Here is a 6222-nt window from a genome sequence, read left to right as displayed (position 1 = left end):
TCTTCACCCAGGTGGTGGACAACAACCTCGCCGCGCTTCGTGGGGTGAAGCAGCTGCTCACCGGTGGTGACGTGGTGAGCGCGCCTCACGTGCGCCGCGTCCTCGAAGAGCTGCGCATCCCCGTCACGGCCTGCTACGGCCCCACCGAGAGCACGCTCTTCGCCTCCACCCACCGCATGACTTCGGTGGAGCACGTCGGCGCGTCCGTGCCCATTGGCAAGCCGCTCGGCAATACGCGCATCTACCTGCTCGACGCCTCGGGCCAGCCGGTGCCCGTGGGCGTCATGGGTGAGCTGTTCATCGGTGGCGACGGTGTCGCTCGCGGCTACGTGGAGCAGCCCGCCCTCACCGCGGAGCGTTTCGTCCCCGACGCCTTCTCCGGCGTCGCCGGGGCGCGCCTGTACCGCACGGGCGACCTCGCCCGCTGGCGCAGTGACGGCGTGCTGGAGTTCCTCGGCCGCGCGGATGCGCAGGTCAAGGTGCGCGGCTACCGCATCGAGCTCGCCGAAGTCGAAGCCGCCCTGGTCTCCTTCCCCGACGTGGGGCAGGCCGTGGCCCTGGTGCGTGAGGACGTCCCCGGCGACAAGCGACTCGTCGGCTACGTCGCCGCGCCCTCGTCGCTCGACATGGCCGCCCTCCGCACCGCGCTCAAGCAGCGGCTGCCCGAGTACATGGTGCCCTCCGCCCTCGTGCGCCTGGACACCCTGCCCCTCACCACCAACGCCAAGGTGGACCGCAAGGCCCTCCCGCCTCCGGACGCGGTGGCCTCCAACGAGGAGTTCGTCGCCCCGCGTACGCGCACCGAGGAGCAGCTCGCGGAGCTGTTCGCGGGTGTCCTGCGCCTCCCGAAGGTCAGCGTCACCGGCAACTTCTTCGAGCTGGGCGGCCACTCGCTGCTGGCCACGCAGCTCGTCTCCCGCATCCGCGCCGCCTTCGGCGTGGAGCTCCCCCTGCGCGCCCTCTTCGAGGCGTCCACCGTCTCCGCCCTCGCCGAGCGCATCGATGCGTCGGGAGCCTCCAGCCAGGAGTCCGCGCCACCGCTGGTCCCCGTGCCGCGCACGGGACCTCTGCCGCTCTCCTTCGCACAGCAGCGGCTGTGGTTCATCGACCAGCTCGAGCCGGGCGGCGCGTCCTACAGCATGCCCACCTTCGTGCGCATGGAGGGGACGCTCGATGCGGACGCCCTGCGCCGCGCCCTCGCCGAGCTGGCGAGCCGTCACGAAGCCCTGCGCACCACGTTCTCCCAGCAGGAGGGGCAGCCCCTCCAGCGCATCGCGCCTCACGGTGAGCTGCCGCTGGAGGTGGTGGACCTCAGCGGCCTGGAGCCCCACGCCGCCCGCGCCGAGCTGGAGCGACGGCTGCGGGACGAAGTCCTGCGTCCCTTCAACCTCGCCACCGGTCCGCTGGTGCGCGCGCAGCTCCTGAAGCTGAGCACCACCGAGCACGTGCTCGCGCTCAACATGCACCACATCGTCTCGGACGGCTGGTCCATGGGCGTGCTGGTGCGTGAAGTCGCGGCCCTCTACGAAGCCTTCTCCCAGGGCCGCCCCTCGCCCCTGCCTCCTCTGCCCATCCAGTACGCGGACTACGCGGTGTGGCAGCGCGGGTGGCTGCAGGGCGAGGCGCTCGACGCGCAGCTCGGCTACTGGAAGCAGCACCTCGCCGGCGTCTCCACCCTGGAGCTGCCCACCGACAAGCCCCGCCCGCCCGTGCAGACGTTCAACGGCGCGCACCTGCCGGTGGCCCTCTCCCGTACCGCGTCCGAGGCCCTCCAGGCGCTCTGCCAGCGAGAGGGCGCCACGCCCTTCATGGCACTCCTGGGCGCGTTCCAGGTGCTGCTCTCCCGCCATGCCGGACAGCAGGACATCGCCGTCGGCTCGCCCATCGCAGGCCGCACCCGCGCGGAGACCGAGGGCCTCATCGGCTTCTTCGTCAACACGCTCGTGCTGCGCACCCAGGTGGAGGACACCGCTTCATTCGTCCACCTGCTGAGGCAGGTGAAGGAGTCCTCGCTGGGCGCCTACGCCCACCAGGACGTGCCCTTCGAGCGACTGGTGGAGGTGCTTCAGCCCTCGCGCGACATGAGCCGCAGTCCGCTCTTCCAGGTCCTCTTCGCCTTGCAGAACGCGCCCATGCCCGCGGTGCGGAAGCTGGACCTGACGTTGAGCCCAGTGGAGGTGGAGAACCCCACCACCAAGTTCGAGCTCCAGCTCAACCTGTCGGAGACGCCAGACGGCTACCGGGGCACGCTGAGCTACAACACCGACCTGTTCGAGCACGCTACGGCGCTGCGCATCGCGAGCCATTTCCAGGTGCTGGTGGAAGCCTTGGTCGCCCGGCCCGAGGCCCCGCTGGGTTCCGTCTCCCTGCTGACGGAAGCGGAGCGGCACCAGGTCCTGGTGGAGTGGAACGCCACCGCCACGGACTTCGCGGGCGACGCGTGCGTCCACCAGCGCGTCGAGGCACAGGCGCGCCGCGCTCCGGATGCGCTGGCCGTCGAGTCCGACGACGCACGCCTCACCTACCGGGAGCTGGACGCGCGCGCCAATCAGCTCGCGCATGTGCTGCGTGCCCGGGGCGTTCGCACGGGTGACCGCGTCGCGCTCTGCGTGCAGCGCTCCCCCGACATGGTGGTGGGCCTGCTCGGCATCCTCAAGGCCGGCGCCGCCTACGTGCCGCTGGCCCCGGACTACCCGCGCGAGCGCCTGGCCTTCATGCTCCAGGACTGCGGCGCCCGCGTGCTGCTTACGCAGCAGTCCCTGCTCGGTCTGCTCCCCGAGGGCACCGACGTCGTGTGCCTCGACTCCGGCGATGTTCTCTCTCACGAGGACACGGTCGCACCGGCCGTCACCGTCACCGCGGACGACGCCGCCTACGTCATCTACACATCGGGCAGCACCGGCCAGCCCAAGGGCGTCGTCATCCCCCATGGCGCCCTCGTCAACCACATGGCGTGGTTCCTCTCCGCTTTCGGCATCACCTCCGAAGACAGGGTGCTTCAGAAGACGCCGCTGAGCTTCGACGCCTCCGTCTGGGAGTGCTGGGCCTCGCTCATGGTGGGCGCGCCCCTCGTGCTCGCCCCGCCAGAGGCCCATCGCGACCCGGCCGCCCTGGTGGCGTGCGTGGTGCGCCAGCGCGTCACCGTCCTCCAGGTGGTGCCCTCCATGCTCCGCTTCATGCTGGAGGAGGAGGGACTGCGCGCCGCCACGCACCTGCGCTGGCTGTTCTGCGGCGGTGAGGCCCTGGCCTCCGAGCTGGCCCCGCGCCTGCGCGCACTGCTGCCCGAGACGCGGCTGGTCAACCTCTACGGCCCCACCGAAACCACCATCGACGCCACGTCCGCGCTGGCCACAGGCCAGGAGCGCGGCACCACCGTGCCCATCGGCCGGCCGGTGGCCAATACCCGCCTGTACGTGCTCGACGGGCACCTGCGGCCCGTGCCGCCGGGAGTGCCAGGAGAGCTGTTCATTGGCGGCGCGCAGCTCGCCCAGGGCTACCTGGACAGGCCCGCGCTCACCGCCGAGCGCTTCGTGCCCGACGCTTTCGCCTCCACTCCGGGCGCGCGCCTGTACCGCACCGGGGACCAGGTGCGCTGGCTTCGCGACGGCTCAATGGAGTACCTCGGCCGCGCCGATGCGCAGGTGAAGCTGCGCGGCTTCCGCATCGAGCCGGGTGAAGTCGAAGCCGCCCTGCTCGCCTTCCCCGACGTCACGCAGGCGGTGGCCCTGGTGCGCGAGGACGTCGCTGGCGCCCCGCGCCTGGCCGGCTACGTCACCGCGCCCGCGTCGCTCGACACCGCCGCGCTGCGCACCTTCCTCCTGCAGCGGCTGCCCGAGTACATGGTGCCCTCCGCCTTCATGGTGCTGGAGGCGCTGCCGCTGACGCCCAATGGCAAGGTGGACAGGAAGGCCCTGCCCGCACCGGCGGCGCACGCGGACGTGAGCGCCGCCGTGGCGCCGAGAGACGCGGCGGAGGAGGTACTGGCCGGACTCTTCGCCGGGCTGCTGCGGCAGGAGCGCGTGGGCATCCACGACAGCTTCTTCGAGCTGGGTGGCCACTCGCTGCTCGTCACGCAACTGGCCTCGCGCGTGCGTTCCGCCTTCGGCGTGGAGCTGCCGCTGCGCGCCTTCTTCGAGTCGCCCACCGTGGCCACGCTCGCCCGGCGCATCGCGGCCGCGCGCAGCGAGCAGAACCCGGCTGTTCCCCCCCTGGCCCCCGTGCCGCGCGAGGGCGCACTGCCGCTGTCCTTCGCGCAGCAACGCCTGTGGCTCCTCGACCAGATCGAACCCGGCAACACGGCCTACAACCTGCCCACCGTCATCCGCCTCCGTGGGGCCCTGGACGTGGCCGCGCTGGAGAAGGCCTTCACCGCGCTCGTCGAGCGCCACGAGTCGCTGCGCACCCTCTTCACCGCGCAGGAAGACGAGCCCACGCAGCGCATCCTCCCTCCGTCCGCCTTCCCGCTGACGGTGGTGGACCTGGGCTCCCTGCCGCCGGACGAGCGCGAGGCCCGGGCGGAGCGGCTGGCCCTCGAGGAGACCCAGCGCCCGTTCGACCTGGCGCGAGGGCCGCTGCTGCGCGCCCTGCTGCTCCGGCTGGACTCGGAGGAGCATGTGCTCGCGGCGACGATGCACCACATCGTCTCCGACGGCTGGTCCATGAGCGTGCTGGTGAGCGAGGTGGCCGCGGCCTACGGCGCCTTCGCCTCCGGTCGCGAGCTGAAGGTCCCGCCCCTGCCCATCCAGTACGCGGACTACGCCGCGTGGCAGCGAGGCTGGCTGCGAGGGGACGCGCTGGAGCAGCAGCTCGGGTACTGGCGTGAGCAGCTCTCCGGCGCGGCACCCGTGCTGGAGCTGCCCACCGACAAGCCGCGGCCCGCCGTGCAGTCCATTCGCGGTCTCCACCTGCCGGTGCACGTGCCCGCGCAGGTGGTCAAGCGCCTGGAGGCGCTGTGCCAGCGCGAGGGCGTCACGCCCTTCATGGCCCTGCTCGCCGTATGGCAGGTGCTGCTGTCGCGCTACTCGGGGCAGGACGACATCGTCGTGGGCTCGCCCATCGCCGGCCGCACCCGCACGGAGACCGAAGGCCTCATCGGCTTCTTCGTCAACACGCTCGTGCTGCGCACCCAGGTGGACCCGCGCGCCTCCTTCCGCGAGCTGCTCGCCCGCGTCCGCGCCACCACGCTGGGCGCCTACGACCACCAGGACGTCCCCTTCGAGAAGCTCGTCGAGGAGCTGCAACCCCAGCGCAGCATCAGCCACTCGCCCCTCTTCCAGGTGATGCTCGTCCTGCAGAACACCCCCATGGCTTCCCTGGAGGTGGCCGGCTCACCCGGAGGCGCAGCGCCGCTGCGGATACAGCCGGTGGACGTCGAGCTCCAGTCCGTGAAGTTCGACCTCACGCTGTCGCTGGCACGGACGCCGGAAGGCCTGTCGGGCACACTCAGCTACCGCACGGACCTGTTCGAGCGGTCCACCGTCTCCCGCATGGCGGAGCACCTCGCCACCCTGCTGGAATCCGCGGTGTCCTCGCCCGAGGCCCACGTCGGGGAGCTGTCCCTGCTGCGCGACGCCGAGCGCCACCAGGTGCTCGAGGCGTTCAATGCCTCACCGAATCCCTTCGTTGCCGAAGGCCCGCTGCACGCGCTCATCGAGGCGCAGGCCGCGCGCCACCCGTCCAGGCCCGCGGTGGCCTGCGAGGAACAGGTGCTCACCTACGGGGAGCTGGACACCCGCGCCAACCAACTGGCGTGGCACCTGCGCTCGCTGGGCGTGGGCCCCGACACGTGCGTGGCCCTGTGCCTGGAGCGCTCGGTGGACACCGTGGTGGCGCTATTGGGTATCTGGAAGGCTGGCGCCGCCTACGTCCCGTTGGACCCCGCACAGCCCGCCCTGCGCCTGCGGACGCTGGTGGAAGAAGTCGCTGCCCCGGTGGTGGTGACGCAGTCGCGCCATGCGGACGCCTTCACGGGCACTTCCGTCCAGCGGGTGTTGATGGACACGGAGGCCGAACAGCTCGCGTCCGGGCGCGGGGATGCGCCGCCGTGCGCGGTGTCCGCGGACAACCTCGCCTATGTCCTCTTCACCTCGGGCAGTACCGGCCGGCCCAAGGGCGTGGCCGTGGCCCACGGACAGCTCGTCCACTACGTGCGCGCCGCCACCGAGCGGCTGGGCCTGGCCGACTGCAAGAGCTTCGCCCTGGTGTCCACCTTCGTCGCCGACC

General features: G+C 71.7%; 1 protein-coding gene. It reads left to right on the top strand.

Going from position 1 to position 6222, the window contains the following annotated elements; genetic code table 11:
* Positions 1 to 6222 (top strand): non-ribosomal peptide synthetase (locus G4D86_RS31760; RefSeq protein ID WP_163997838.1); only part of this gene is annotated, 6222 nt, incomplete at both ends.

It is taken from the genome of Pyxidicoccus caerfyrddinensis, from assembly GCF_010894405.1.
Lineage (GTDB): Bacteria > Myxococcota > Myxococcia > Myxococcales > Myxococcaceae > Myxococcus > Myxococcus caerfyrddinensis.
The sequence above is the reverse complement of the archived record's forward strand: the minus strand, read 5'-3'. Positions and strand labels throughout refer to the sequence as shown.